This is a genomic window from Kitasatospora sp. Ki12 (assembly GCF_054601375.1).
Genome location: NZ_BAAIHT010000002.1, coordinates 135,485 through 157,938 on the forward strand (window position 1 = coordinate 135,485; position 22,454 = coordinate 157,938).

Below are 22,454 nucleotides of genomic sequence, written 5' to 3' on the forward strand. Positions count from 1 at the left end.
CGGCCGCGCTACAGTCCGGGCATGAGTGAGCCCGTACGCCCGCCCTTCGGATCCTTCCCGGCCGCCTTCGCGGCACTGGAGGTCGGCGACGACCTCGCCGGCCCGGTGGCCGACGCCCTGAAGAACTGGGACGCCCGGGAGGCCGCCACCTCCGTGCTCTACGTGGACACCGACCCCGGGAAGGCCGACACCGCGGTGTTCTGCGAGGCCTACGACACCCCGCCGGAGCTGTCCGCGAACTGCGTGGTGGTCGCCGCCAAGCGGGCCGGCGAGATCACCCACGCCGCGTGCCTGGCCCTGGCCACCACCCGCGTCGACGTCAACCGGACGGTCCGCACCCACCTGGGCGCGCGCAAGGCCTCCTTCGCCCCGATGGACACCGCGGTCGAGCTGACCGGCATGGAGTACGGCGGCATCACCCCCGTCGGCCTCCCCGCCGGCTGGCCGCTGCTCATCGACGAGGCGGTGGCTGCGGCCCCGTACGTCCTGGTCGGCAGCGGTCGGCGCCGGGGCAAGCTGATCCTCCCCGGCTGGGCACTGGCGCGGCTGCCGGGCGCCGAGGTGCTACCCGGCCTGGCCGGCTGAGCCCGCACCCGGGGCCGCCGCGACCGTCACCCGGGTGCCGGACCCGTGCTGGCGGCGGCTCCGGACGGCCCGCACCGTGGTGGCAGGGGCGACGACCGACAGGACGGTGGCACATGGACGCGCACGACTCCGCTCCCCGCGTGGTGGTCGGCGTCGACGGCTCGCCGTCGTCGCACGCCGCGCTGCGCTGGGCGCTCCGGCACGCCACGCTGATCGGCGGCGTCGTGGACGCGGTGGGCGCGTGGGAGCCGCCGAGCCGCGTCGGCTGGTCGGCGCCGGTGGTCGACATGTCCTTCGACCGGGACCTCGCCGAGCGGCGGTTCACCGACGAGCTCCGGACGGTGCTAGGCGCGGACCGCCCGGTGGAGGTCCGCACGACGATGGTGCTGGGCGACCCCTCGGACGTCCTGCTGAACGCCTCGCGGGGCGCGGAGATCCTGGTCGTCGGCAGCCACGGCCACAGCGGTTTCACCCGCGCCCTGCTCGGCTCGGTGAGCACCCGCTGCGCGCAGCACGCCGCCTGCCCGGTGGTCATCGTCCGCCCGGAGACCGGCTCCGCGTGACGGAGCCGACCCGCCCGACGCCCTCGACCCACCCGACGCCGACCCGCCCGACGCCCGCCGTCCACCCGGCGCGCCTGACGCGCCCGGCGCACCCGGCCGCCCCGGTGGGAGAATGCCGGTGTGGGCTCGCCGGTTGAGTCGGACCTCGTCGGCCGGGCGGCGCTGCTGACCTCCCTGTGCCGTGCGGTGGACGACGCCGCCGCCGGCCGCGGCGCCCTGGTGCTGCTGGCCGGGGAGCCCGGGATCGGGAAGACCGCGCTCGCCGCCGAGGTCGTGCGCTACGCCCGCGGCGCCGGGCTGACGGCGGTGTGGGGAGGCTGCGAGGACGGCGGCGCCGCGCCCGGGCTCTGGCCCTGGCAGCAGGTCGTGCGCGCCGTCACCGGGCGGGCGGAGCCGTTCGTCCGGGCGCCGGTCACAGTGCGGGATCCGGCCACGGCCCGGGAGCCGGGCGCAGTCCCGGAGCCGACCACCGTCCCGGAGCCGACCACGCCCCGGGAGCCGGCCACGGCCGCCGCCGAGGACTCCCGGCTGGCCCTGTTCGACCGGATCGCCGGTCTGCTGCTGCGGGACGGCCGCCCGCTGGTCGTGGTCCTGGACGACCTGCAGTGGGCGGACACCGCCTCGGTCCTGCTGCTCGGCCACCTGGGCCGGCGCGCCCGGCACGAGCCGCTGCTGCTGATCGGCACCTACCGGGACGTCGAACTGCCCGCCGGGCACCCGCTGCCCGCGCTGCCCGGCGCCGAGGTGGTGCTGCTCGGCGGCCTGGACGCGACGGGGGTCGGAACGCTGCTGAACCGCTGCGGACCACCTGCGACGGCCGAGACCGCCTCCCTGGTGCACCGGCGGACCGGCGGCAACCCCTTCTTCGTCCAGCAGGTCGCCCGGCTGCGCGCCGCCGGCAGCGGCAACCCGGCGGGCAGCGACAACCCGACCGTGCCCACCGCCGTCGGCCAGACGGTGGCCCGGCGCCTGGCCCGGCTGCCGGACCGCACGGCCCGCGCCTTGGGCGGCGCCGCGGTGCTCGGCCGCACCTTCACCGTCGCCGGGCTGGCCGCCGTCACCGCGCGGCCCGCCGCCGAGGTCCCCGGCCTGCTGGAGCCCGCCCTGCTCGCCCGGATCGTCGCCCGGGACGGCCCCGACGGCTACCGCTTCGTCCACGACCTCTTCCGCGAGGAGCTCGTCGCCCGGCTCGATCCGGCCCGCCGCGCCGAGGCCCACCTGGCCGCCGCGCGGGCCCTGGCCGGCACCGCCGGACCGGCCGAGCTGGCCTGGCACCACGGGCAGGCGCTGCCGTTCGGCCCGGTGGAGCCCGCGGTCCGTCACGCCGTCCTGGCCGCCGAGGAGGCCATGGGCCTGCTGGCGTACGAGGAGGCCGCCCGCTGGTGGCACCAGGCCGTCCGGCTCACCGCCCCGGACGATCCCGCGGCGCTGCGGCTGCGCGCCGCCCTGGCGGGGGCGGAGCTGCGCGCCGGGGCGCGGGACTCGGCCGCCCGCCGGTTCGCCGGGCTCGCCGAGGCGGCCGCCCGAGCCGGGAACCGGCCCGAGCTGCTGGCGGCGGCCGCGCTGGGGCTGCACCAGGCGGGCGTGCGCAGCGGTGACTCGCCGCGTGTGGTGGTCGGCTGGCTGGAGCGCGCCGAGGCGGCCCTGGCCGGCGGGCCGCACCCGGCCGTGCACGCCGAGGTGCTGGCCGCCCTGGCCAGGGAGCTGGCCGACGGCCCGGAGCGGGAGCCCGACCTGGCCCGGGAACTCGCCCGGCGGGCGGCCGACCGGGCGCGCGCCGCCGGTGATCCGCACGCGCTGGCCACCGCGCTGTTCGCGCGGCACGACGTCGAGTGGGCGCCGGGCACCGCACACCGCCGGCTGGCCCTCGCGGACGGCCTGGTGGCGGCGGCGGTGGACGCGCGGGACGCGGCGCTGGAGTTCGAGGGCGCCCTGTGCCGCTTCGTGGCCCTGCTGGAACTCGCCGACCCGGGTGCGGCGGAGGCGCTGCACCGGGCGGCGGACGCGGCCGGGCGGTGCCGGCTGCCGCGCGCCCGCTACCTGGTCCGCTCACGCGAGGCCGCCTGGGCCCTGCTCCGCGGCCGTTTCCGGGAGGCCGAGCAACTGTCCGACGAGGCCGCCGAGTTCGCCGAGGCGATCGGCGAACCGGACGGCGCCGGGGTGGCCGCCACCCAGCGGATCGCCGGTGCGCTGGCCCGGGCGGGGCCGACCGGTGTCTCGGCGGCCCTGGCCGAGTACGGCGAGGCCGGGCTGCCGCCCGAGTTCCTGCCGCACTGGCGCTGCCTCGACCACCTGGCGGCCGGCGAGACCGAGGCGGCCGCCGCCGTCCTGCGGGCCCTGCCCCCGGCCGAGGACCTGTCCCGCTTCCGCTGGCGGGCGCTGGCCGGCCTGGCCTTCGACGTGGAGATCGCCGTCGCGGCCGACGTGCCGGAGGTGCGCGCGGACCGCTACCGGCGGCTGCTCCCGTACGCGGAGGAGACCATCGTGGTCGGCGGCGGGGTCGCCGTGCTGGGCCCGGTGGCGCTCTACCTGGGCCTGGCCGCCGACGGGCCGGAGGCCGTCCGGCACCTGACGGACGCCCTGGACGCCGCCGACCGGCTCGGCGCCCGGCCGTTCGCGGTCCGGGCCCGGCTGGAACTCGGCCGGGCGCTGTGCGCCCACGAGCCCTCGGGCGAACGCGGCCGGCTGCTGCTCGGCCAGGCCCAGGCCACCGCCGCCGAACTGGGCCTGGACTGGCTGCGCGACGGGGCCCGCGCCGCGCTGGCCCGGACGGACGACGACCACGTCTTCCACCGGGACGGGCAGCTGTGGACGCTCGGGTACCGCGGCCGCACGGTGGTCCTCAAGGACGCCAAGGGCTTGCACGACCTGGCGCTGCTGCTCTCCTCCCCCGGCCGGGAGCTCCCCGCCACCCGGCTGCTGGGCGGCGAGGACCTCCCGCCCACCGGCAGCGACGAACGCGCCGACGAACGGGCCCGCGCCGCCTACCGGGCCCGGCTGGAGCGCCTCGACGAGGAGATCGCCGAGGCCCGCGACCGCGACGACCTGCCCGGGCTGGACCGGGCCGAGCAGGAGCGCGACGCGCTGGTCACCGAGCTGCGCGGCGCCTACGGCCTCGGCGGGCGCCCCCGCCGCCTCGGCGACGCCGGGGAACGCGCCCGCACCACCGTCACCGCCCGGATCCGGGACGCCCTGCGGCACATCGAACGCGAGCACCCCGAGCTCGGCCGGCACCTCGCCGCCTCCGTCACCACCGGACGGTCCTGCGCCTACCGCCCGGAGCAACCCGTGCGCTGGCGGCTGTGACCGTCCGCCCTCCCGACGACCGGCCGCCGACCCGACCACCGTCCGCCTCACGGGGTGTGAGGCGGTTCCTCACGCCTCCCGGTCACCAGGACTTCCCAAGAGGTGATCGAGATGGCCACATCGACCGAAACCCCGACCCCGTCCGCGACGACGGTGGACCCCGAGCGGCTGGAAGCCGCCGTGGGCCACGTCTTCGGCGAGCTCGGCGTCAACTGCACCGCACCGCTGGTCGTGCTCGGCGACCGGCTCGGCCTGTTCCGCGCCCTGGCCGGGGCCGGCCCCCTCACCCCCGTCGCGCTGGCCGACCGCACCGGCCTGGTCGAGCGGTACGTCCGGGAGTGGCTGCGCGGCGTCGCCGTCGCCGGCTACCTGGAGTACGACTCCGCGGCGGACACCTTCACCCTCACCGACGCGTACGCCGCCGTCCTCGCCGACGACGAGTCCCCGACCGCGCTGATCGGTGTCTTCCCCGGCCTCACGGCGCTCTGGGCGGACCTCGACCGGATCGAGGGCTTCTTCCGCACCGGCGGAGGCATGGGCTGGGGCGAGCACCACCCGGCACTCGGGCTGGCCCAGGAACGCTTCACCCGCCCCGCCTACGTGCACGGTCTGATCGCCGCCTGGATCCCCGCCGTCGAGGGCATCGTGCCCAGGCTCGAAGCGGGCGCCGAGGTCGCCGACATCGGCTGCGGCCACGGCCTGTCCTCGATCCTGATCGCCCAGCGGTGGCCGCGCACCACCGTCACCGGCTTCGACCCCGACGACTCCGCCGTCGCCCACGCCCGCGCGGCCGCCGCCGAGGCCGGGCTCGACGGACGGGCCGCGTTCGAGGTCGCCGACGCCGCCGGCTTCCCCGGCCACGGTTACGACCTGGTCACCTTCACCGACTCGCTGCACGACATGGGCGACCCGGTCACCGCCGCCGCGCACGCCCGGGCCGCGCTCGCACCGGGCGGCGCCGTCCTGGTCGTCGAGCCGCTGGCCGCCGACCGCTTCGCCGACGACTTCGCCAACCCGTACGCCCGCGTCGGCTACGCGATCTCCACCCTGGTCTGCACCCCGTCCTCGCTCGCCCAGACCGGCGCCGCGGCGCTCGGCACGATGGCCGGCGAGGCCCGGCTGCGCGAGGTGCTCGCGGCGGGCGGGTTCACCCGGGTCCGGCGGGTCGCCGAGGACAGCGCACCGCTCAACATCCTCCTGGAGGCCCGGCCGTGACCACGCTCACCGCCTCCGACGCCGACGCCCTGACCGCGCTCGACGCCACCGACCAGGCGGCCCTGGTGCGCGCGGGGACGGTGAGCGCCGAGGAGCTGGTCACCGCGGCGATCGCCCGGATCGAGCGGCTCGACCCGGGCCTCAACGCGGTGATCACGCCCGCCTTCGACCGCGCCCTGGACCAGGTCCGCGCCGGGCTGCCCGACGGCCCGTTCCGCGGTGTCCCGTACCTGCTCAAGGACCTCGCGACCGAGCAGGCCGGGGTGCGCTTCACCGAGGGCTCGGCCTTCCTTCGCGACCACGTGTCCCGCCGCGACCAGGAACTCGTCCGGCGGCTGCGCGCCGCCGGGCTGGTCCTCCTCGGCAAGACCAACACCCCCGAGTTCGGCATGAGCCCGACCTGCGAGCCGCTGCTGCACGGCCCCACCCGCAACCCCTGGGACCGGACCCGCACCACCGGCGGCTCCTCCGGGGGATCCGCGGCGGCCGTCGCCGCCCGGCTCGTCCCGGCCGCCCACGGCAACGACGCGGGCGGCTCGCTGCGCTTCCCCGCCTCCTGCTGCGGCCTGTTCGGCCTCAAGCCCGGCCGCGCCCGGGTGCCGCTGGGCCCCGCGTACGGCGACGCCTTCGGCGGCTGGGCGGCCGAGCACGCCCTCACCCGTACCGTGCGCGACTCCGCCGCCCTGCTGGACGCCGTCGCCGGGCCCGAGCCGGGCGACCCGTACCCCGCTCCCCCGGCGGCCGGTCCGTTCCGCGCCGAGGTGGACCGGCAGCCCGGACGGCTGCGGATCGCGTACAGCCTGCGCACCGCCGGCGGCCACCCCGTCCACCCGGACTGCGCCGCCGCGCTCGACGACGCCGTCCGGCTGTGCGCGGGCCTCGGACACGAACCGGCCGAGGCGCACCTGCCCGGCCTCACCGACGAGGTGAGCGACGCCATCGGTACCGTCTTCGGCGCCGCCATGGCCTGGATCGTCGCCTACTGGACCCGCGAACTCGGCCGCCCGCCACGGCCCGAGGAGCTGGAGCCGTACACCCTGGCCTCCTGGGAGCACGGCCGCCGGGTCTCCGCGGGCGACTACCTGCTGGCCGTCACCACCCTGCAGTCCTTCGCCCGGACCGTCGCCGGGTTCCTCACCCGGTACGACCTCTGGCTCACCCCGACGCTGGCCCGACCCCCGCTCCCGCTCGGCGAGATGACCTCCACCGAGGACGACCCCTGGCGCACCGCCCGCGCCGCCGCGCCGTTCGTCGCCTTCCCCGCCGTCGTCGCCAACCTCACCGGGGCGCCCGCGATGTCCGTCCCGCTGTACCACTCCGCGACGGGCCTGCCCATCGGTGTGCACGTCCTCGGCCGACCCGGTGGGGAGGCCACCCTGCTGCGCCTCGCCGGGCAGCTGGAACGGGCCCGCCCGTGGTCCCGACGAGCTCCGGGCGGCTGCTGACGTGCCGCGTCACGGCAGCGCGGGTGCCCACGCGGAGCACCCGCGGTCCGCGCTCAGGCGGCGCCGGTGACGCCCTCGACGATGAACCGCCGGTGGAGCGGGCTGAACGCCACCTCGGGTTCGCCGGCGATGCCGGCCTTCTCGACCGCGGGCGCCAGCCGTTCGGCGAAGAACGCCTCGAAGGCCTGCTGGGACTCCCACACGTCGGTCACGTGCAGGCTCTGCGCGTCGAACCAGGCGACGTGCAGGTGCGCGCCGGCCGGCGCGAGCTCCTCCCAGCGCACCTCGTCCCGCACGGTGTCGTACTGCCCGGGCGTGACCCCGGCCCAGCGCATCGACATCACCACAGCCATGACACCGCTCCCTTCACTCCCGGCCGCTGCGTCGGGGTCCGGAACCCCGTGGTTCCAGCCAACTCCCGCTCCCGCCCGTACGCACCTCGGCCGGTACCGGGAACGGCCCGCGGGCTCCGCTATCGTGAGGCCGATCCCGATCCCGCGCCGGTCTCGCACCCGCACCCGCACCCGCACCCAACGGCCCGGGCCGGGAGCCGTCGTTCACCGGCTCGGCGATCGCGGAGGCATCGTGGGGACGAACCCCGGAACGGACCCCGGCAGGGACCCCGGCACGGACCCCTCGGGGCCGGACCGGCCCGCCGCCCCGGCGGAGCGGTCGCCGGGCCTGCGGCCGTGGCGGTTCGTCGTCTGGTTCGGTGTGGTGAGCCTCCTCGCGGACTTCGTCTACGAGGGCGCCCGGTCCGTCACCGGCCCGCTGCTGGCCTCCCTGGGCGCGTCGGCGCTGGTGGTCGGCGTGGTCACCGGCGCCGGGGAGGCCGCGGCCCTCGGACTCCGGCTGCTGTCCGGGCCGCTGGCGGACCGTACCGGCCGGTTCTGGGCGCTGACCGTCGCCGGGTACGCGCTGACCGTCGCCGCCGTGCCGCTGCTGGGCGTGGCCGGGACGCTCACCGCGGCGTGCGTGCTGGTGGTGGCCGAGCGGGTCGGCAAGGCCGTACGGTCCCCCGCCAAGGACACCCTGCTCTCGCACGCCACCGCCGCCACCGGCCGGGGCCGGGGGTTCGCGGTGCACGAGGCGCTCGACCAGTTCGGGGCGGTGATCGGCCCGCTGACCGTGGCCGGGGTGCTGGCGGTGACCGGAGGCTACGGGCCCGCGCTGGGCGTCCTCGCCGTCCCGGGCGTGGCGGCGCTCGCCCTGCTGCTGTGGCTGCGCGCCCGGGTGCCCGAGCCCGCCCGCTACGAGCCCGCCGCCACCCGCCCGGCGGACGGCGAAGCGGGCCGGCGCGCCCGGCTGCCCCGCGCGTTCTGGGTGTACGCGGCCTTCACCGCGGCGACGACCACCGGCTTCGCGACTTTCGGCGTGGTCTCCTTCCACCTGGTCCACCGTCACCTGGTGTCCGCGTCGCTGGTGCCGGTGCTGTACGCGGCGGCGATGCTCGCGGACGCCGTCGTCGCGCTCGCCACCGGCTGGCTGTACGACCGGGTGGGCCCGCGGGTCCTCGCGGTGCTGCCGGTGCTGGTCGCCGCGATGACCGCGCTCGCCTTCAGCGGCACCCGGGCCGCCGTGGTCGCCGGCGTCCTGCTGTGGGGAGCGGTGATGGGCGTGCAGGAGTCGACGCTGCGCGCCACCGTCGCCGACCTGGTGCCGACCGGTCACCGCGCCACCGCCTACGGCGTGTTCGCCGCCGTCGTCGGCGTCGCGACCCTCGCGGGCGGCGCCCTGACCGGCACGCTGTACGAGGTGTCGGTGCCGGCCCTGGTCGCGACGGTGGCGCTCGTCCAGGCAGCGGCCCTGGCCCTGCTCGTGGCCGTCCGCCCGGCCGGGGAAAGCACCAGCTGATGACCGTGGAACAACGAATCGCAGAGAGTAAGGGACGGCTCACCTCAGGAAGGCCGGCCTTCCCCGGCGCCAAGCGCCTGACACCCCCGGCCCTCCCCACCCCGGATGCGCCCGGCCGTCCGGGGTGGTCGACTCGACATGACGGGAAGTCTCGGGGGTCGTCACCGAGAGGAGCCGTACCGATGCCGAAGGTTTCCAAGCAATCCGCGACGCGGGTCCAGGAGTTCGGGCCGGTGACCGACCGCCGCGAGGAGATGGACGGGTACACCGTCGAATTCGTCTCCTTCGCCGCCGACGCCGACCTGGACGGCCCGCTGCAGGCCCTGCCCGACGGGTCGTGCCAGTGCCCGCACTGGGGCTACGTCATCGCCGGCCGCCTGCGCTTCGTCTCCGGGGACAAGGAGGAGGTGTACGAGGCCGGTGACGCCTTCTACCAGCCGCCGGGCCACCGCCCGTACGTCGACGCCGGCACCGAGCTGCTGCAGTTCAGCCCCACCGACGAGCTCGCCCGCACCGAGGAGGCCATCACGGACTGGATGAGCCGCCAGCAGGGCGGAGCAGCCTGACACCACCGCGGTGCCCTCCGTGACGAGGGCCCGGCTCCCGAGCCGGGGTGACCGGCTACCCCGCCGCGCGTTCCGGGTGGGTCAGGTTGGCCCCGGTGCGGGGGTCGAAGACGTGGATCCGCGCGGTGTCGACCCACAGGTCCAGCGGGCCGCCCTCGGCGGCGCGGGTCGCGGTGCTCAGCCGCGCGACGACGCGGTGCTCCTGCAGGCCGGTGTCGGCACGGCCCGAGTCGGCCGCGAGCTCGGCGAGCTCCTCGGTCGGCACCGGCCCGCCCTCCTCCGCGAAGTGGACGTACACGTCCGAGCCCACGGACTCCCTGACCTCGACGGTGACGGTGCAGACGGCCCCGCCGGTGTGCTCGCCCAGGGCGGCGTCCTCGAAGTCCTCCGGGCGGATGCCGACGATCAGGTCGCGCGGCGCGTCCGCGTGTTCCAGGACGCGCCGGGTGCGGTCGTCCAGCGGCAGCGCGCCCAGCGAGGTGCGCAGGGTGTTCTCCGCGAGCGCGGCGCCGAGGAAGTTCATGCCGGGCGAGCCGATGAACCCGGCCACGAACAGGTTCACCGGCTCGTCGTACAGCTCCTGCGGCGAGCCGACCTGCTGGACGACGCCGGCCCGCATGACGACCACCCGGTCGCCCAGCGTCATCGCCTCCACCTGGTCGTGGGTGACGTAGACGGTGGTGGTGCCGAGGCGGCGCTGGAGCGCGGCGATCTGGGTGCGCATCTGGACCCGGAGCTTGGCGTCGAGGTTGGAGAGCGGCTCGTCCATCAGGAAGGCCTTGGGGTCGCGGACGATCGCCCGCCCCATCGCGACCCGCTGGCGCTGGCCGCCGGAGAGGTTGGCGGGCTTGCGGTCGAGGTGCTGGGTGAGGTCCAGGATGCGCGCGGCCTCCTCCACCTTGGCGGCGATGGTCGCCTTGTCGGCCTTGGCCAGGCGCAGCGCGAAGCCCATGTTGTCGCGCACGCTCATGTGCGGGTAGAGGGCGTAGTTCTGGAAGACCATCGCGATGTCCCGGTCCTTGGGCGCGCGGTCGTTGACGACCTGTCCGGCGATCCGCAGGGTGCCCTCGGTGATGTCCTCCAGCCCGGCGATCATGTTGAGCGTGGTGGACTTGCCGCAGCCCGACGGGCCGACCAGGATCACGAACTCGCCGTCGGCGATGGTGAGGTCGACGCCGCGGACGGCGAGGGCGCCGTCCGGGTAGCGCTTGGTGATGCCGTCGAGGACGATCTCCGCCACGGTCCGCCTTCCTGGTCCGCCGGGTGGGGCGGTCTCATCCTGTGGGTCCTGCGAGTCCTGTGGGTCCTGCGGGCCTCAGCCCTTGACTGCGCCGGCGGTCAGCCCGGCGACGATGCGGCGCTGGAACAGCAGCACGAAGACCACGATCGGGATCGTGATGATCACGGCGGCGGCCGCGATCGAGCCGGTCGGCTGCTCGAACTGGGAGCTCCCGGTGAAGAAGGCGATGGCGGCCGGGACGGTCCGGGCCGAGGTGGTGGAGGTCAGCGAGATCGCGAACAGGAAGTCGTTCCAGCAGAAGATGAAGACCAGGATGCCGGTGGTGAACACGCCGGGCGCCGCCAATGGCGCGATGACCAGCCGGAACGCCTGCCAGGGGGTGGCGCCGTCGACCTTGGCGGCCTTCTCCAGGTCCCAGGGGATCTCCCGGAAGAAGGCCGAGAGCGTGTAGATCGCCAGCGGCAGCGAGAAGGTCATGTACGGGATGATCAGCCCGGCCCAGGTGTCGAAGAGGCCGAGCACCCGCTCGATGTCGAACAGCGGCGAGACCAGCGAGATCGGCGGGAACATCGCGATCAGCAGGGAGACCCCGATCAGCAGCCGCTTGCCGGGGAAGCGCAGCCGGGCCACCGCGTAGGCGGCCATGGTGCCGAGGACGACGGCGACGGTGGTGGCGATCACCGCGATCCCGATCGAGTTCACCAGGGCCCGGGTGAACTCCGAGGTCCGGAAGATGCCCCGGTAGTTGGCCCAGGTCCAGGTGCGCGGCACGAAGTCGCCGTCGGAGAGGGTGGCCGGGTCCTTGAAGGAGAGCGCGACGATCCACCAGACCGGGAAGAGCGCGTAGAGCACGACGGCCAGGTTGGCGATGCCCCAGCCGGTGAGGCTGCGGGCTTGACGGGTGCTCAGGCGGGTGCTCGGACGGGCGCTCATCGGCGCTCCGGTCCGGCGCCCGGGGCGGCCGCGCCGAACAGCTTGACGAAGACCAGGGCGATCAGGGCGACGCAGCCGAACATCAGGACCGAGACGGCCGAGCCGATGCCGAGGTTGAGCGCGGTGAAGAGGTTGTCGTAGCCGAGGATCGACACCGATCCGGTGTCGTTGGAGCCGCCGGTCAGCACGTAGATGTTGTCGAAGATCCGGAAGGCGTCCAGGGTGCGGAAGAGCAGGGCGACCAGGATCGCCGGCTTCATCAGCGGCAGGATCACCAGGCGCAGCCGCTGCCCGAAGCCCGCGCCGTCCACCATCGCCGCCCGGACGGTCTCCTCGGGCACCAGCGCGAGGCCCGCGAGCAGGAGCAGGGCCATGAACGGGGTGGTCTTCCACACCTCGGCGAGGACGATCAGGGCGACGGCGGGCCACTGCTCGGTCAGCGGGGCGCTGCCCTCCGGCAGCAGGGCGGCCAGGTAACCGGTGCCCGGTGTCCAGGCGTACTGCCAGGAGTAGGCGGCGACGACGGTCACGATCCCGTACGGGACCAGGACGGCGGTGCGGACGGTGCCCCGGCCGAAGACGGCGCGGTGCATCACCAGGGCGAGCGCCAGTCCGAGGACCAGTTCGACGGCGACCGACACCGCGGTGATCAGCACGGTGACGCCGAGCGCCTGCCACCAGTACGTCGAGGTCAGCACGGCGCCGTAGTTGGCGAGCCCGACCCAGTGCGCCTGCGCGGGGAAGCGCAGGTCGTAGCGCTGGAGCGAGAGGTAGACGGCGTAGCCGATCGGGTAGGCGGTGACGGCGAGCATCACCAGGACGGCCGGGGCGCAGAGCAGCAGGCCGAGCCGGCGTTCCTGGCGGGCGCCGCGGGACGGACCGGCCGGTCTCCGGGGGGCGTCGGCGCGGGCTCCGGCGGTCGGTGTCGCGGGTGTCACGGGTGTCACGGGATCAGCCCCTTCGAGCCGAGGGCGTCCTGGATCTGCCCGCGGAGGTCGGCCACGTCGTTCTCCGGGCGGATGTCGGCGGGCGGGGAGAGGGTGTGGGAGACGGCGATGGAGACGTTCTGGTAGGCCGGGGTCTGCGGGCGGAGGCCGGCGGAGTCCAGGGCGGTGAGCACCTCGGCCGCGAAGGGGTAGCTGCGGGTGAGTTCCGCCGCCTGGTAGAGGCTGCGCAGGGAGGGCGGGAGGCCGCCCTCCAGCGCGTTGGTGAGCTGGTTGTCCCGGTCGCGCAGGCACAGGGTGGCCTCGAAGGCGAGCTCGGCGTGCCGGCTGTAGGCGCCCACCGCGAGGTCGATGCCGCCGATGGTGACGCTGGCGGGCCGGTCGGGGGTGACGGCGGGGTACGGGGCCCAGCGGAAGTGCGGGAACAGCTCGGGCCGGTTGGCCTTCATCGAGGGGTAGACGAACGGGTAGTTGAGTTCGAAGGCGGCCGTGCCCGACTCCATGGCGAGCCGGTTCTGGTCCTCCATCTGGTTGGGCAGCGAGGGGTCGGCGGCGACGGACCTCGCCAGGTCCCGCATCACCGTGGCGGCCGCGACGGCCGGTGCGCCGAGCGAGGGCGCCTGCGCGTCGGGGGTGAGGATCGACCCTCCGGCGCTGGTGACCAGCGTGTTGAACCAGACCGTCAGCCCCTCGTACTGGGCGCCCTGGATCTCCACCCGGTGCGGCTTGCCCGCGCGGGCCAGGTCCTCGGCGGCGGCCAGCATCTCGGCCCAGGTCCTGGGCGGGGTCTTCACCAGGTCGTCGCGGTACCAGAGGAGTTGGGTGTTGGAGTTGTACGGGACCGCGTACAGCCGGCCCCGCCAGGTCGCGGTGCGCACCGCCGCGTCGAGCGTGTCGGCGGTGCCCCGCTCGCGCGCCTCGCCGGCCCATTCGCGGATCCAGCCGGCCTCGGCGAACTCGGCGGGCCAGGTGACGTCCAGGCCCAGGATGTCGACCCCGGTGTCGTGCGCCGCCATCCGGCGCACCAGTTGCTGGCGCTGGCCGTCCGCGCCGCGCGGCAGTTTGTTGTAGCGGATGGTGTAGCGCCCGCCGGATCGCTGCCCACAGCGGTCGGCCGCCTGCTGGAGGGCGCCGGAGTCGTCCGGGAAGTTGTACCAGTTCAGCGTGACGGGGCCGCCCTGCCCGCCGCTTCCGCAGCCCGCGAGGGCGGAGGCGACCACGGCCAGCCCGGCGGCGGCGCTCATCCACCGCGAGCGGAGACTGGGGACCCTCGGCATCGTTCTCCCGTGGTGGGCGGAGTGCGCCCGGTGGTGGGGCGGACCGGCCCCGCCGACCCTAGCCCGGCTCCGCCGCGGCTCCCCCGTCTGCCGCGCCGTCGGCCAGCCGGACGGGTGAACCCTCGTCAGGGTCGCGAGCGCTCCCCTCGGAAGGCCGCTGCACCGGGGCGATTGAGCCGACCGGCCCCCGGCGGCCCCGCCCGACACACCACGGGCGGCGGACCATCACCCGCCGTCCGGAGGGCTCCGCCTACTGTCACCTCTCGCCCGCCCAGGGACACCTACTGACAGAAGCGGAGAATCCCCCATGAACCGTCACATCGCCCGGACGCTCGTCCTGCTCGCCGCCGCCGGCCTCGCCGCCGTACCGACCGCCGCGAGCGCCGAGGTCGTCTCCGGCGGCAACCACGGGACGGTGATCATCGGCGACGACAACCAGGTCGCCGGCTACGACATCATCAACGCCGGCAACGACGCCACCGTCGGCTCCCACAACGGCGGGAGCGGGGTGGCCGGTGCCGCCATGGAGGCCGCCCAGGCCACCGGCGGCAACTACGGCACCGTCATCATCGGCGACCGCAACCAGGTCGCCGGCGACGACATCGTGAACGCCTACCACGACGCCACCGTCGGCTCCTACAACGGCGCCTCCGGCATGGCGGCGACGATGACCGCCGCGCTGAGGCCGATCACGGGTTGAGGCCCGCGCGCCGGGAGAAGCCGAACCGGCGTGACGGGAACCCCGTCACGCCGGTTCGTCCGGTCCTCGTCGGCGCTCGTCGGCGCCGTCGGCGCTCAGTCGAGACCGAGCTCGCCCATCTTGGACCACCCGTCGGCGCCCTCGATGACGGTGCTCACGATCTGCGGCGCGCGCTCGACCAGCGGACGCATGGTCTCCATCGCGGCCCGGAAGTGGTCCGAGGTGACGTGCGCCTCACCGGCACCGTCCTGGAACGCCTCGGTGAGGACGTAGGTGTGCGGGTCCTCGACGCTGCGCGACCACTCGAACCACAGGTTGCCGGGCTCGTCCCGGGTCGCGCGCGTGAAGTCCTCCACGAGGGCCGGCCACGACTCGGCGTATTCGGGCTTGACCTGGAATTTCACGACAATGAAGATCATGTGCCGAGTCTAGTTCAGCAGAAAGGCCCCACGGCCCGGGCGTCGGCGCAGGCCGCGAGGTGTCGCGGAAATCGCGAGGTGCCGTGGGAATGCCGAAGGGCCCGCACCGCGCATGCGCGGTGCGGGCCCCTCACTGCTCAGGCGGATGCCCTCACAGCAGAACTACAGGGGGCGAATGTTCTCCGCCTGCGGGCCCTTCTGGCCCTGCGTGACGTCGAACTCGACCTTCTGGCCCTCGAGCAGCTCACGGAAGCCGTTGGCGTTGATGTTCGAGTAGTGGGCGAAGACGTCGGGGCCGCCACCCTCCTGCTCGATGAAGCCGAAGCCCTTCTCCGAGTTGAACCACTTCACAGTGCCATTAGCCATTAAATATCTCCTTCAAGGCTGTCCGAAGCACGCACCGTGCGAACTTCGAGTCACCGCATGGAGTGCCCACCGGAAGAACCGGGGAACAAAAAATGCGCCTGCAATACATCAGCAGGCGCACACAAAGTTCATGGGAACCACTACTGCAACTAAGTCGACTGTAGCAGGCCGCGGCCCGCCGTGGTGGGACGCTTCACCCCCGATTTTCCGGGGCCTCCCCCCGCGACGGCCGGCAGCGGTCCGGGAGGACGGTCAACACGCGTGCGGACCAGCCCCTTTGAGCCTGCCGCCGCACCCTCGGGGGCCGCGGGATCCCCGGGAAGGGTGATGCGGTACCGACTCGGTCTCGACCGCGCCGGAGCGGCCCACGCCGACGTTTCCGGGCGCATACTGGTGGGAATGACAAATTATTCTGCAGGCCGCCGCCCCCTGCCCACCAGCCCCTTCAAGAGACCGGCGGAGCCACCACGCAAGCACTTCGCCGTCGGCGACCGGGTCACCCATGACGGATTCGGCCTCGGCCGGGTCATCGGCGTCGAGGGTCAGGGCGACATCGCGGTACTCGTCGACTTCGGCGCACGACAGGAACGCATCGCCCACCCGTACACGGCGATGTTCAAGCTCTGACCCGGCCCGGGCAAGCCGAAGGCCCCTCGGTGACGCGAGGGCTCTTCGGAACCCGGGCCCCCACTCACCCGCCCGCTCACCCGCCCGGCACCACGTTCGACAGCGGCAGGCCCTCGAAGAAGGCCACCGCCTCCGCGCGCCAGTGCGGGCGCCAGCCCTCGGCTTCGGCACGGGCCGCCTCGGCACAGCGGCGCATGTCCGAGCGGAGCTTCCCGTCCACGCCCAGCAGCCGGGCCAGCTCGCGGACGCGCTCGACCGTCTCGGCGGGGCAGTGCGGGTCCCCGAGCGCGGACTCCACCACGGCCCGCTGCGCCTCGTCCGCGCCCGCCAGCAGAGCGGTCAGGGCGTAGCTGCGACGCCCCGCACGCAGGTCGGCGCCGGTGGACTTCCCGGTGGCGCCTTCGTCCCCGAACAGGTCGAGGTAGTCGTCGCGCAGCTGGCCGCCGATGCCGACCAGCGTCGCGTACCGGCGCAGCCGTGCGTCGTGGCGGGCCAGGTCCTCGCCGGCCGCCAGCAGCCCCAGCCGCAGCGGGGCGAGCACGGAGTACCGGGTGGACTTGTACTCGCAGACGGTGTGCAGGAACTCCTCGTCCGGGAGCGGACGGAAGTCGCGTTCGAGGTCGACGATCTGGCCGGCGACCGTCTGGGCGCCGGCGTTCAGCTGCACCTCCAGCATCGCCTGGCGCAGCTCGGCCGGGACGTCCGCCTCCAGCAGGACCCGCATCGCGAGGAAGGCGGCGAGGTCCCCGGCCAGGACGGCCAGGCCGAGTGCGGTGCGGTCCGCCTCCGGGAACTCCTCGCGGTAGGCGTAGTAGGTGGAGGGGCCGCCCCGGCGTACGGGCGCGTCGTCGATGATGTCGTCGTGGACGAGCCCGTGCGTCTGGAGCAGTTCGATGCTCAGCGCGGCCTCCGCCAGGCCGGGCACCGGGTCGGTGGTCACCAGCCGGGCGGCCTCGTACAGCAGGGCGACCCGCAGCCGCTTGCCGCCGCGCAGCGAGAGGTCCCGCAGCAGCTCCAGGCAGCGCGGGGTGAAGCGGCTGAGCGGCGGTGTGTCGAGGCGCTCCGGCAGGGCGGCGAAGTAGGCCTCGAAGCGGAGGTCGAACGCGCGCCGGTGCCGGGCGGCTCGTTCGCGGGCGGTTGCCATGATCGTCTCGTTCACGAGGCCTACCCTCGCATCCGCCCCGGGCCGCCCCCGCACCCGGGCTCCGGCTCTGCCCGCCGTCGGGCCGTCCACGCCGCCCTCCTCGCCACCCGGGTGAACGCCCCTGCGGTGGTGAGCCGTGGACCAGGTCGGGTGCGGGCCGGTCGGCGGCGCGCGACGACGTCAGGAACGCGGCCATGCTCACATTCCACGGCCCGTGGAGGATCACCGTGCTCACGCGGAATTCCGACTTCGAGCAACGGGCGGTCGTCCGCGGCCCCTACGGGACCCGGGTGCTCCCCGGCCGGCCGGGCGCCACGCTGGCCGTGGACGAGGAGAGCTGGACGCTGTCGCTGGAGTACCTGCCGTGGGACCGCAGATGGCGACCCAACGTGCGGGTGATTCCCGGTCCCCTCCTCGAACGCGACGGCGTCCTCGGCCAGTTGCTGACCAGCAGCGACCAGGACTTCCCCGGCAAGCCGCTGGACTACCCGAACTTCGTCCTACGCCTGGATCGGGTCCCCGCCCACGCCCCCGTACCCTCCCCCGCGGCCACCCGACTGCCCGCCGCGACGCAGACGCTCCGCACCTCCTCGGACACCGCCCGGGTCACCCCCCTGCGGCCCGCGGCGACTCCACCCGGCCGGCAGGCCCCCGGGCAGGGCTGGCCACCGGCAGGTGAGGGACGCTGGTAACGGTCGGAGCGTGGACGACGCGGGTATTCGGGGGCGGGTGCCAGGGCGCCGGCCGTCAGCGCCTGCCGTCCCGGCGGCGCGAGCGCAGCAGTTCCAGGACGAGCGGCAGCAGGGACACCACGACCACGACGGCGACGATGGGCAGCAGGTAGTGGTCGACGTTCGGTACGGAGGAGCCGAGCGCGTACCCGGCGAGGACCAGTCCGAACGTCCAGACCAGGCCGCCGACGACCTGCCAGAGGGTGAAGGTGCGGGCGCTGACGCCGAGCGCGCCCGCGAGCGGGTTGAGGACGGTGCGTACCACCGGGACGAAGCGGGCCAGGACGACGGCCTTGGCGTGCCCGTAGCGGTGCAGGATCTCCTCGGCCCGCGCCGCCCCCTCGTGGAGGCGCTTGTTGCGGGAGCGGGCGAGCAGGGCCCGGCCGCCGCGGCGGCCGAGCAGGTAGCCGACCTGGGCGCCGGCGAGGGCGCCGACGGCCGAGGCGGCGAGGACCTGGGCGAGGTCCAGGTGCGGGCCGCCGTGGGTGCCGGTGGTGCACAGCAGGCCCGCCGTGAACAGCAGCGAGTCGCCGGGCAGGAAGAAGCCGACCAGCAGGCCGGTCTCGGCGAACAGCACCACGGCGATCCCGAGGGCGCCGAACGCGCCGAGGAGTGATCCCGCGTCCAACGGGTTGACGGCCAGAAGGCTCGACGACAGGTTCATCGCGTGCGGCGCCCTTTCGCGGGAGCGGATCGGTCGGACGGGTGGTGGGTCGGACGGGTGGCGGGTCGGACGGGTGGCGGGTTGGCCGGGCCGGTTGGCCGGGCGGCTTGGCCGGGCGGGTGAAGGGGCGGTCCTCAGGCCAATGCTCGGGGTTCGCGGCGCTCGGCCGTGGTCAGCCACACCACGGCCGCCACGATGACCACGGCGAGCGTGAGGCTGACCGGGCCGGTGCCGAGGTCGAGGCCGCCGCGCTCGTGGCTGACCCCGGCCCAGTCGGCGAAGCAGGCGCCCAGCGGCCGGGTGAGGACGTAGGCCCACCAGAACGTGAGGACGGGCGAGAGGCCGGACAGCCGGTGGGCGAGTGCCGGCAGCGCGATCAGCGCGGCGAACAGCAGCCCGGAGGGCAGGTAGCCCCAGCCCAGGGTGGCCGCGGTCAGGTCACCGACGGCGGTACCGAGCGCGAAGGTGGCCATCACCGCGCACCAGTAGAAGACCTCACGGCGCCCGCCGGCGACCGTCTCCACCGCGAGGGTCCCCTCGGTGCGCCGCCACAGGACGAACACCAGGGCGAGGGCTACGGCGAACGCCACCGCGGACACGGCGTACGGCACGCCGAGCGCGACGTGCGCGACATCGGCCGCCATGGTGCCGAACACGCTGACCATGACCACCGCCGCCCAGTACACGACCGGGACGTAGCGGCGGGTACGGGCCTGGGCGAACAGCACGGCCGCCAGCAGCAGGGCGGCCGAGCCGACGGCCGGCACCGGCCCCAGCACCCGGGCCAGGTAGTCGGAGGTGGTCTCGCCCATCCCGGTGGTGAGGATCTTGACCACCCAGAACACCGCCGTGACCTGCGGGACCTTGCTCCAGGCGGGCCCGGCGGACGCGCCCTGACCCGGATGCGTCCGCTGGGGGATTGTCGTGGCGCCCAAGACGACGGCGCTCCTTTCGATGACGCGCGGCCCGGGGCCGCGCCGACGGGACGGGTGGGTCAACCGCCCAGGACGGTGTTGCCGGTGACCGTGCCGTCGGTGCCGTCGACGGTCACCAGGTGTCGCACACCGTCCGGACCGACGACCACGGCCTGCCAGGCGCGGCCGCCGCCCTGCTCGGTGGCCGGGGACAGCGACTCGACCTTGCCACCGGGCACCGCCGAGGAGGCCTTGGCCACCGCGTCACCCGCACCGGTCGCCGGCAGCGGCGCCGGCGCGCCGTGCGCGTCCTGCCCGTGCTCTCCGTGGCCGCCCCGGTGGTGCGCACCACGCTCATGGCCGTCCCGGCCGTCGGGCCGCTCGCGCTCACCCGCGAGCTTGCGGTCACCGTGGCCCTCGCCCTCGTGATGGTGAACCGCCACCGCCACGGCGCCGCCCCCGAGCACGACCACCGCCGCGCCGACCGCGACCCAGCGCCCGGAGCGCCGACGCACCCAGCGCCCGGCCCGCCCCAGACCCGTACGCGTCCGGCCCGAGGCCTTCTGCGGCTCCAGCGGCTCCCCGGCCTCCATGGGCTCGCTCACGGTACCCACCCCTCTCCTCGAACGGCCCGGGACCGTTCCCGGGCGATGGCCTCAGCATGTCCGGGCGTTGCTGAAGATCGGCTGAAGACCTGAAGGGGTCTTCAGCTCCCCGCCGCCGGGACCTGCCACCCTGGTGGGTATGCGCGTACTGGTGGTGGAGGACGAACGTCGGCTGGCCCAAGCCCTTCAGCTCGGGCTGGCCGCGGAGGGCTTCACCGTCGACCTGGCCCACGACGGGCTGACCGGCCTGGCGAAGGCCACGGACCACGCCTACGACGTGGTCGTCCTCGACATCATGCTGCCCGGCCTGAACGGCTACCGGGTGTGCTCACGCCTGCGGGCCTCGGGCAGCGACGTCGGCATCCTGATGCTCACCGCCAAGGACGGCGAATGGGACGAGGCCGAGGCACTGGACACCGGCGCCGACGACTACCTGTCCAAGCCGTTCTCCTTCGTCGTCCTCGTCGCCCGCCTCAAGGCACTCGCCCGCCGCATCGGCAGCCGCGCGCCCAGGCGCACCGTCCTGGGCGACCTCGTCGTCGACTCCGCCGCCCGCACCTGCACCCGGGATGGCACCGCCATCGCCCTCACACCCCGCGAGTTCGCCATCCTCGACCACCTCGCCCGCCGGGCCGGCGAAGCCGTCTCCAAGCGCGAGATCCTCGACGCGGTCTGGGACAGCGCCCTCGACAGCGACCCCAACACCGTCGAGGTCCACGTCAGCGCCCTGCGCCGCAAGATCGACACCCCCTACGGGCGGGCGGCGGTGCAGACCGTGCGCGGCGCCGGCTACCGGCTGGCGGCCGACGGTGGCTGACCGCACCCCCGGCCGTACCCTCGGCCGCCCGCTCGCCAGCGTCCCCGGCCGCCCCCTCGCCCGCGTCGCCGCCCGCGTCCGCGCGGCCGCCCACCGCCGCCTCGACCGGCACCCGCGTCTCGCGGCCCTCGCCGACCGGCTGACCCCGCGCTCGGTCCGCGCCCGCACCACCCTCGCTGCCTGCCTCAGCGTCGCCGTGGTCCTCGCCGTCGCCTCGGCCGCCGTCGTCCTCCTGCTGCGCGCCAACCTGGAACGCACCGTCGAAACCGGCGCCCGCGAACAGGCCCTGGCCGTCGCCCGGCTCGCCACCGACGGACACCTCGCCAGCCCGCTCCCGCTCGACCACGGCACCGACTTCATCCAGGTCGTGGACGCGAACGGCCGGGTCGTCTCCGCCAGCCAGAACCTCGCCGGCCACTCCCCCCTCACACCCGCCCACCGCCGGGACGGCCACACCACCTTCAACCTCGGCGCCCTGGGCGACGAGCACCACCAGCGCGTCACCACGGTCACCGCCGCCACCCCCACCGGCCCCGTCACCATCCACGTCGGCGCGTCGCTGCGCACCGTCGACGCCGCCGAGGACCTCACCACCGCCGCGCTCGCCGCCCTGAGCGCCGTCCTGCTGCTCACCGTCGGCGCCCTCACCTGGCGCGCGACCGGCCGGGCCCTCCGCCCGGTGGAAGCCATCCGCGCCGAGGTGGCCGCCATCGGCGACCGCGACCTGGACCGCCGCGTCCCCGAACCCCGCAGCGACGACGAGATCGCCCGCCTCGCGGGCACCATGAACGCCATGCTCGAACGGCTGGAGGCCGCCGGGGCCCGCCAACGCCGCTTCATCGCCGACGCCTCCCACGAACTGCGCAGCCCCCTCACCGTCCTGCGCACCCAGCTCGAAGTCGCCCGCACCCACCCCGACCCGGACATCCGCGGCGGCCTGGTGGCCGGCGCCCTGGAGGACACCGAACGGCTCCAGACCCTCGCCACCGACCTCCTGCTGCTCGCCCGCCTCGACGCCACGGGCCACGACTGGCCCCACGAACCCGTCGACCTCACCGACCTCGTCCGCGCCACCGTCGCGGCCCGCGGCCACGAGCCCCACCCGGTCACCGTCCACGCACCCGCGCCGGTCGCCGTCCACGGGAACCCCCTGTGGCTGGGCCGCCTGCTGACCAACCTGCTCGACAACGCCCAACGCCACGCCGGACACCGCGTCACCGTGACCCTCCGCCTCGACCGGGCCACCGGGCAGGCCCTCCTCGACGTCGCCAACGACGGCCCCCCGATCGACCCCGCCGACCGGGAGAAGATCTTCGAGCGCTTCGCCCGCCTCGACGACGCCCGCAGCCGCGACGACGGCGGCACCGGCCTCGGCCTCCCGATCGCCCGCGACATCGCCACCGTCCACGGCGGGACCCTCACCGTCCTCGACACTCCCGGGGCAACCACCTTCCGGACCCGGCTCCCCGCACGGGCCGACGTCGGGCCGTAGGACGCAGCCTTTTCGGCCAACCGTGCGAAAGGTCTGTTCGTGGCCAC

23 protein-coding genes are annotated in these 22,454 nt (G+C 75.0%); 12 read left to right on the forward strand and 11 right to left on the reverse strand.

All coding sequences use genetic code 11. The features are described 5' to 3' along the window. Window positions 1-21 precede the first annotated feature (21 nt). The 5 genes from ACYP53_RS18315 (at window position 22) to ACYP53_RS18335 (ending at window position 7,114) form a co-directional block, all read left to right on the forward strand. Entirely contained in the window at window positions 22-585 is a 564-nt protein-coding gene (locus ACYP53_RS18315; protein ID WP_459648103.1) for a YbaK/EbsC family protein, read from the forward strand. A 113-nt stretch (window positions 586-698) separates the two neighbouring features. Next, window positions 699-1,148 carry a universal stress protein gene (locus ACYP53_RS18320; protein ID WP_189922545.1) on the forward strand — a complete coding sequence of 150 codons (450 nt, stop codon included), beginning with the start codon at window positions 699-701 and terminating at the stop codon, window positions 1,146-1,148. A gap of 120 nt (window positions 1,149-1,268) precedes the next feature. Further along, entirely contained in the window at window positions 1,269-4,454 is a 3,186-nt protein-coding gene (locus tag ACYP53_RS18325; RefSeq protein ID WP_459648104.1) for an ATP-binding protein, read from the forward strand. Between the two features lie 111 nt (window positions 4,455-4,565). Further along, complete coding sequence (locus ACYP53_RS18330) at window positions 4,566-5,669, forward strand: methyltransferase domain-containing protein (RefSeq protein WP_459648105.1); 1,104 nt, start codon at window positions 4,566-4,568, stop codon at window positions 5,667-5,669. Further along, on the forward strand, window positions 5,666-7,114 hold the full coding sequence (locus tag ACYP53_RS18335; RefSeq protein WP_459648106.1) for an amidase: 1,449 nt from the start codon (window positions 5,666-5,668) through the stop codon (window positions 7,112-7,114). Before ACYP53_RS18330 ends, ACYP53_RS18335 begins: the two co-directional genes overlap by 4 nt. Window positions 7,115-7,167: 53 nt before the next feature. Here ACYP53_RS18335 and ACYP53_RS18340 read toward each other — a convergent pair whose 3' ends face one another. After that, a complete protein-coding gene (locus ACYP53_RS18340; RefSeq protein ID WP_459648107.1) occupies window positions 7,168-7,467 on the reverse strand; it encodes a hypothetical protein in 300 nt (99 codons plus the stop codon). A 232-nt stretch (window positions 7,468-7,699) separates the two neighbouring features. Here ACYP53_RS18340 and ACYP53_RS18345 point away from each other — a divergent pair, with 232 nt between their 5' ends. Both ACYP53_RS18345 and ACYP53_RS18350 read left to right on the forward strand, forming a co-directional pair. After that, on the forward strand, window positions 7,700-8,968 hold the full coding sequence (locus tag ACYP53_RS18345; protein ID WP_229929039.1) for an MFS transporter: 1,269 nt from the start codon (window positions 7,700-7,702) through the stop codon (window positions 8,966-8,968). 182 nt (window positions 8,969-9,150) lie between these two features. Beyond that, a complete protein-coding gene (locus ACYP53_RS18350; protein ID WP_459648108.1) occupies window positions 9,151-9,534 on the forward strand; it encodes a cupin domain-containing protein in 384 nt (127 codons plus the stop codon). Window positions 9,535-9,589: 55 nt separating this feature from the next. On the opposite strand, the gene ACYP53_RS18355 is transcribed toward ACYP53_RS18350, so the two are convergent. The 4 genes from ACYP53_RS18355 to ACYP53_RS18370 all read right to left on the reverse strand — a co-directional run bounded on the left by ACYP53_RS18355 (window position 9,590) and on the right by ACYP53_RS18370 (window position 13,895). Continuing rightward, complete coding sequence (locus tag ACYP53_RS18355; protein ID WP_459648109.1) at window positions 9,590-10,774, reverse strand: ABC transporter ATP-binding protein; 1,185 nt, start codon at window positions 10,772-10,774, stop codon at window positions 9,590-9,592. 75 nt (window positions 10,775-10,849) lie between these two features. Continuing rightward, window positions 10,850-11,707 (reverse strand): carbohydrate ABC transporter permease, encoded by an 858-nt coding sequence (locus ACYP53_RS18360; protein ID WP_189922531.1) that lies wholly within the window; start codon window positions 11,705-11,707, stop codon window positions 10,850-10,852. Further along, entirely contained in the window at window positions 11,704-12,645 is a 942-nt protein-coding gene (locus ACYP53_RS18365; protein WP_459648110.1) for a carbohydrate ABC transporter permease, read from the reverse strand. The genes ACYP53_RS18360 and ACYP53_RS18365 overlap by 4 nt, the downstream gene beginning before the upstream one ends. A 5-nt stretch (window positions 12,646-12,650) precedes the next feature. Continuing rightward, on the reverse strand, window positions 12,651-13,895 hold the full coding sequence (locus ACYP53_RS18370; protein ID WP_459648111.1) for an ABC transporter substrate-binding protein: 1,245 nt from the start codon (window positions 13,893-13,895) through the stop codon (window positions 12,651-12,653). Between the two features lie 340 nt (window positions 13,896-14,235). Here ACYP53_RS18370 and ACYP53_RS18375 point away from each other — a divergent pair, with 340 nt between their 5' ends. Beyond that, the gene (locus ACYP53_RS18375; protein WP_189922527.1) at window positions 14,236-14,628 is read left to right on the forward strand and encodes a hypothetical protein; all 393 of its coding nucleotides are present in this window, start codon (window positions 14,236-14,238) and stop codon (window positions 14,626-14,628) included. Window positions 14,629-14,723: 95 nt separating this feature from the next. On the opposite strand, the gene ACYP53_RS18380 is transcribed toward ACYP53_RS18375, so the two are convergent. Together ACYP53_RS18380 and ACYP53_RS18385 are read right to left on the reverse strand one after the other, a co-directional pair. Beyond that, the gene (locus tag ACYP53_RS18380; RefSeq protein ID WP_189922526.1) at window positions 14,724-15,047 is read right to left on the reverse strand and encodes a putative quinol monooxygenase; all 324 of its coding nucleotides are present in this window, start codon (window positions 15,045-15,047) and stop codon (window positions 14,724-14,726) included. A 162-nt stretch (window positions 15,048-15,209) separates the two neighbouring features. Further along, window positions 15,210-15,413, reverse strand: a complete 204-nt coding sequence (locus tag ACYP53_RS18385; RefSeq protein WP_045694210.1) for a cold-shock protein — start codon at window positions 15,411-15,413, stop codon at window positions 15,210-15,212. A gap of 399 nt (window positions 15,414-15,812) precedes the next feature. Here ACYP53_RS18385 and ACYP53_RS18390 point away from each other — a divergent pair, with 399 nt between their 5' ends. Continuing rightward, window positions 15,813-16,040: a hypothetical protein gene (locus ACYP53_RS18390; RefSeq protein WP_189922524.1), complete on the forward strand. Its 228-nt coding sequence runs from the start codon at window positions 15,813-15,815 to the stop codon at window positions 16,038-16,040. A gap of 76 nt (window positions 16,041-16,116) precedes the next feature. On the opposite strand, the gene ACYP53_RS18395 is transcribed toward ACYP53_RS18390, so the two are convergent. Further along, the gene (locus tag ACYP53_RS18395) at window positions 16,117-17,184 is read right to left on the reverse strand and encodes a polyprenyl synthetase family protein (RefSeq protein ID WP_459649784.1); all 1,068 of its coding nucleotides are present in this window, start codon (window positions 17,182-17,184) and stop codon (window positions 16,117-16,119) included. A gap of 194 nt (window positions 17,185-17,378) precedes the next feature. Between ACYP53_RS18395 and ACYP53_RS18400 the strand changes: the two genes are divergently transcribed. After that, window positions 17,379-17,876 (forward strand): hypothetical protein, encoded by a 498-nt coding sequence (locus tag ACYP53_RS18400; RefSeq protein ID WP_459648112.1) that lies wholly within the window; start codon window positions 17,379-17,381, stop codon window positions 17,874-17,876. A 55-nt stretch (window positions 17,877-17,931) separates the two neighbouring features. Here ACYP53_RS18400 and ACYP53_RS18405 read toward each other — a convergent pair whose 3' ends face one another. The 3 genes from ACYP53_RS18405 to ACYP53_RS18415 form a co-directional block, all read right to left on the reverse strand. Then, window positions 17,932-18,579, reverse strand: coding sequence for a DedA family protein (locus ACYP53_RS18405; protein ID WP_189922520.1), 648 nt, complete (start codon window positions 18,577-18,579; stop codon window positions 17,932-17,934). Window positions 18,580-18,713: 134 nt separating this feature from the next. Next, window positions 18,714-19,514 (reverse strand): COG4705 family protein, encoded by an 801-nt coding sequence (locus tag ACYP53_RS18410; protein ID WP_459648113.1) that lies wholly within the window; start codon window positions 19,512-19,514, stop codon window positions 18,714-18,716. A 59-nt stretch (window positions 19,515-19,573) separates the two neighbouring features. Next, window positions 19,574-20,098 (reverse strand): hypothetical protein, encoded by a 525-nt coding sequence (locus tag ACYP53_RS18415; RefSeq protein WP_459648114.1) that lies wholly within the window; start codon window positions 20,096-20,098, stop codon window positions 19,574-19,576. A gap of 139 nt (window positions 20,099-20,237) precedes the next feature. Between ACYP53_RS18415 and ACYP53_RS18420 the strand changes: the two genes are divergently transcribed. Both ACYP53_RS18420 and ACYP53_RS18425 read left to right on the forward strand, forming a co-directional pair. Continuing rightward, window positions 20,238-20,915: a response regulator transcription factor gene (locus tag ACYP53_RS18420; RefSeq protein WP_459648115.1), complete on the forward strand. Its 678-nt coding sequence runs from the start codon at window positions 20,238-20,240 to the stop codon at window positions 20,913-20,915. Further along, window positions 20,908-22,407, forward strand: coding sequence for a sensor histidine kinase (locus ACYP53_RS18425; protein WP_459648116.1), 1,500 nt, complete (start codon window positions 20,908-20,910; stop codon window positions 22,405-22,407). Before ACYP53_RS18420 ends, ACYP53_RS18425 begins: the two co-directional genes overlap by 8 nt. Window positions 22,408-22,454: the final 47 nt, after the last annotated feature.

What these genes read in the sequence shown, in the direction of transcription:
- ACYP53_RS18405 (WP_189922520.1), bottom strand. Translation starts at nt 18,579, where the DNA reads ATGAACCTGTCGTCGAGCCTTCTGGCCGTCAACCCGTTGGACGCGGGA.
- ACYP53_RS18370 (WP_459648111.1), bottom strand. Translation starts at nt 13,895, where the DNA reads ATGAGCGCCGCCGCCGGGCTGGCCGTGGTCGCCTCCGCCCTCGCGGGC.
- ACYP53_RS18380 (WP_189922526.1), bottom strand. Translation starts at nt 15,047, where the DNA reads ATGATCTTCATTGTCGTGAAATTCCAGGTCAAGCCCGAATACGCCGAG.
- ACYP53_RS18420 (WP_459648115.1), top strand. Translation starts at nt 20,238, where the DNA reads ATGCGCGTACTGGTGGTGGAGGACGAACGTCGGCTGGCCCAAGCCCTT.
- ACYP53_RS18320 (WP_189922545.1), top strand. Translation starts at nt 699, where the DNA reads ATGGACGCGCACGACTCCGCTCCCCGCGTGGTGGTCGGCGTCGACGGC.
- ACYP53_RS18315 (WP_459648103.1), top strand. Translation starts at nt 22, where the DNA reads ATGAGTGAGCCCGTACGCCCGCCCTTCGGATCCTTCCCGGCCGCCTTC.
- ACYP53_RS18390 (WP_189922524.1), top strand. Translation starts at nt 15,813, where the DNA reads ATGACAAATTATTCTGCAGGCCGCCGCCCCCTGCCCACCAGCCCCTTC.
- ACYP53_RS18400 (WP_459648112.1), top strand. Translation starts at nt 17,379, where the DNA reads ATGCTCACATTCCACGGCCCGTGGAGGATCACCGTGCTCACGCGGAAT.
- ACYP53_RS18375 (WP_189922527.1), top strand. Translation starts at nt 14,236, where the DNA reads ATGAACCGTCACATCGCCCGGACGCTCGTCCTGCTCGCCGCCGCCGGC.
- ACYP53_RS18340 (WP_459648107.1), bottom strand. Translation starts at nt 7,467, where the DNA reads ATGGCTGTGGTGATGTCGATGCGCTGGGCCGGGGTCACGCCCGGGCAG.
- ACYP53_RS18360 (WP_189922531.1), bottom strand. Translation starts at nt 11,707, where the DNA reads ATGAGCGCCCGTCCGAGCACCCGCCTGAGCACCCGTCAAGCCCGCAGC.
- ACYP53_RS18385 (WP_045694210.1), bottom strand. Translation starts at nt 15,413, where the DNA reads ATGGCTAATGGCACTGTGAAGTGGTTCAACTCGGAGAAGGGCTTCGGC.
- ACYP53_RS18395 (WP_459649784.1), bottom strand. Translation starts at nt 17,184, where the DNA reads ATGGCAACCGCCCGCGAACGAGCCGCCCGGCACCGGCGCGCGTTCGAC.
- ACYP53_RS18350 (WP_459648108.1), top strand. Translation starts at nt 9,151, where the DNA reads ATGCCGAAGGTTTCCAAGCAATCCGCGACGCGGGTCCAGGAGTTCGGG.
- ACYP53_RS18330 (WP_459648105.1), top strand. Translation starts at nt 4,566, where the DNA reads ATGGCCACATCGACCGAAACCCCGACCCCGTCCGCGACGACGGTGGAC.